This window comes from Enterococcus gallinarum NBRC 100675 (assembly GCF_001544275.1).
In the GTDB taxonomy this organism is placed as follows: domain Bacteria; phylum Bacillota; class Bacilli; order Lactobacillales; family Enterococcaceae; genus Enterococcus_D; species Enterococcus_D gallinarum.
In genome coordinates, this window is sequence record NZ_BCQE01000065.1 from 1 (window position 1) to 3,197 (window position 3,197).

Annotated in this window: 5 protein-coding genes; 4 read left to right on the top strand and 1 reads right to left on the bottom strand. The window is 28.7% G+C overall.

Annotation, left to right across the window (positions count from 1 at the left end):
• The 4 genes from EG2_RS17995 to EG2_RS18010 form a co-directional block, all read left to right on the top strand.
• On the top strand, positions 1-289 hold a 289-nt coding region (locus tag EG2_RS17995), incomplete at its 5' end, for an LPXTG cell wall anchor domain-containing protein (protein ID WP_156424262.1).
• A gap of 137 nt (positions 290-426) precedes the next feature.
• Entirely contained in the window at positions 427-1,056 is a 630-nt protein-coding gene (locus EG2_RS18000) for a TetR/AcrR family transcriptional regulator (RefSeq protein ID WP_060815701.1), read from the top strand.
• Positions 1,057-1,083: 27 nt separating this feature from the next.
• The gene (locus tag EG2_RS18005; protein ID WP_023895013.1) at positions 1,084-1,698 is read left to right on the top strand and encodes a TetR/AcrR family transcriptional regulator; all 615 of its coding nucleotides are present in this window, start codon (positions 1,084-1,086) and stop codon (positions 1,696-1,698) included.
• Between the two features lie 258 nt (positions 1,699-1,956).
• Complete coding sequence (locus EG2_RS18010; RefSeq protein ID WP_010709996.1) at positions 1,957-2,172, top strand: hypothetical protein; 216 nt, start codon at positions 1,957-1,959, stop codon at positions 2,170-2,172.
• A 25-nt stretch (positions 2,173-2,197) separates the two neighbouring features.
• Here EG2_RS18010 and EG2_RS18015 read toward each other — a convergent pair whose 3' ends face one another.
• Positions 2,198-3,109, bottom strand: a complete 912-nt coding sequence (locus tag EG2_RS18015) for a conjugal transfer protein (protein WP_010709995.1) — start codon at positions 3,107-3,109, stop codon at positions 2,198-2,200.
• Positions 3,110-3,197 lie beyond the last annotated feature (88 nt).

Below are 3,197 nucleotides of genomic sequence, written 5' to 3' on the forward strand. Positions count from 1 at the left end.
TAGTGAAGAGTTAATCATACCTGAAGTAGTTCATAAAGAGAAAGAAGTAAATCTAACAGATAATGTTACAAACTTGGTAGAAGGAAGTAAATTAGAAGAAAAAAAAGCCATTGATATCGGTTTGTTAGAAAATGTGTTGAAAGAAGAGAGTAAAATTTCAACACATAATAATAAAGCCCTCCCTAAAACTGGAGCAAATAATAATTCTTTACTTTCTATTCTTGGACTATCTCTAATAAGTATTAGTAGTCTGTTATTTGGATTTTTTAGAAAAAAGGAAGAAAAATAAGATTTAATTAAAGATAGGCAAGCAGAATCTAATTTTGCTTGCTTATCTTTTTCCATATTTATAAAAAAACGATCGTTCATTATTTTTGCTTTTTATGATATACTTGAGTGAATTAAAATCAGTATGAGGTGATAATAATGTATACTAATGGGAGTGAAATTTTTAATCGATTAGGTTTAGAAAAGAAGCAGTTTATTCTTACTCAAATTGTTAAAGAGTTTGGAGAAGCAGGATATGACAGTGTATCTATGAGAAAAATAGCTCAAAATACACAAGTTAGTATTGGATCTTTATATCAGTATTTTGGAGATAAGGAAGGAATATTAAAAATTTCTATAGAACATGTATTTGTTATTTTATCTTCTTACATTGAGGAAATTAAAAAGGCTCCATTAGAGTTGGAAATACGACTAGAAAAAATGTTTGACTCTATTTGCAGAGTTGAAGAAAAATATCCTGAAATTATCAAATTCTACAATAAAATTCCTAGTGATAAACGAATGATTAAAGAATGGGTGAATCAATTTTATAAAAATAAAAGTTTTTTTACCATTTTCTGGCAAACAATTTATGAATTACAACAAGAAAGAAAAATAAATGACAAACTTGATCCAGTTACGTATACATTTATTATTGATACATTAATGTTATCTGGGGAAGTGTTTCATGATATTCAGTACCAAAAAATTAAAACTAAAGTATTTTTAGACGATTTGACTCAAAGTAATTTATTATTAAAAAGAAAATATTATAGATTCATTAATTGAACTAGTAAGGGGAGGATAGGGCTACCTATGCAAAACGGTAATGAGAAAAGAGAAAAGATATTAAAAATAGCTCTAAAAAATTTTTCTAAATACGGTTATGAAAAAACAAAATTAGCGACTATTGCCAGTGAGGCGGAAACCAGTACTACAACTATCTATAGCTTCTTTAATACAAAACAGGGATTATTTGAAGCAGCAATTGAATGCTGTCTCAGAATGATTGATGAAAGGCTTAGAGAAAATGCGATGAAAGCTGCATCTTTAACTGCTTATATTGAATCGGTTATAACAAGGGCAAAAGACTTTTCTGTCAAAGAAAAATATGTGCTAAATTTCTATATGTTAATTACTACAAATAGTATTCCTATAGAAAGAAAAGATCTTATTGAAAGTTTTGAAAAAAATAAATTTTCTTATTACACAAAATTTTATACACAATATAAAAATAAGGATCGATTTCAAATACTTTTTTTAGATAATATTTTGAATATGTACATCTATTCTTTCTTTAATGAGTTTTATAAAGAGAAATTAAATTTATATCTTTCTTTATACAATGATCAAAAAAATGCTGAAAAAACTTTTGAAGATAATCTTATATGTTATTTGAAAGAATGGATGAACGGTAATGAAAACTATTAAAATTTTTTAGCTAAATGTTTAGAGACTTAAATTGGTTTGATAATGATAATTCATTATTTCAATCTATGTAAATTATTAGCATTACTTTTAACGGGGCTCGAATAAAAAAGAGATATACTAGAGTGATTCTAAAAATAATCTCCTTTTTTCTGATTTTTAAAATAAACCACTCTAGTAACCTATAAAATGACTTATGAGACCACCCTAGTATGCCTTGGAAATCAGAGATTAATTAATTTGAGAAAGTTGGGAAGTAAATTGAAACAAGGAGTAGCTGATATTAAATTAATCAAAGAAATTCTAGAAAAATGTACCGCAAACGCAATAGCATCTGGAACCGGGCTCAGCTTAAGTACAGTAAAAAAATTAAAAAGTGGAGAGCGTTCTGTAGAAAAATTGAATCTAGGTGATGCAATTAGAGTTACAGAGTTTGCTATGAAAAACAGAACAGCTAAGATTGAAATTTGGAAATAAAAGATGGTGATTAAATTTCTTTGATTCATCTAAGATCTACAATTTTCCAATTTTTAAACTTTTTAAAGAAAAGGGTGTATTGAAAAGTACTACTTACTTTAGTTGTATTATTAAGATACTTGATACAAAATTCTCCTTGAATTTTATTTCCTTTCTTTTGAAAAATTGGGTTAACCAATTCAATAAATTTTAAATTACTATTAATTGGTTGAATTGCTTTGTTTTCAACATAGTACTCAAGTTCCTTTTCTGATGCTGCTGGATATAGGTTGAAAAATGTCTCTAAAAACTCAGTAATTTCTTCCGTTGTTTTGGCATCAATTTCTGAATTATTTTCTAATTGTTTACCTTCATACTGTGCCTTATCTGGTTTGCCAACCATAGTAGGCAAACTCGTTACTATATGATTCCCATTCTCATCTTCAAAAATTGTCACTCGATATGCGGAAGAAATTGGTTGTGTCTTTTTCCCCTCTGTAATCTTTTGATCCACTAAGAATGAGACGACAAAATTTTCTGTGTGCTTTTTAACAGCTAAAATTTTTACTGATTGGACTTCGGAACTAGTAGGAATATCAGCTCGAACCATATCTTGGCTCAAATTGAATCCTTCTTCTGTAAGATACTGTCCGAGATTACTCATTCTCTTTTCAATTACTTCCTTATTATTCTTCCAAGAAAAGTATTCTTTCGCAAAATCCTTTGTAAAACTTTCTACGCCAGAAGTATTTACTATCTTCTCTTTTACAACCATTTTTTCATGAGTTGTATGCTGATTAATGGCAGTGAAATTTTTGTAAACGCCAAAAGATAAGCTACTCATCAATAAAAGCCAAAGGATATACACCATTTTTCGATGCTTACCCACGGATACAACTCGTTCTTTTTTCTTTTTTGGGCTCTTTTCCTTTTGATTCCGTTCAATTTTTATCTTCATTATTTTTCCTCTTTTCTCTTATTTGTACCGTCCAGCACCGATAAGATGCTGCTGCCAATAGCTTTCCGTTAGATTCGTCCAGCCTACT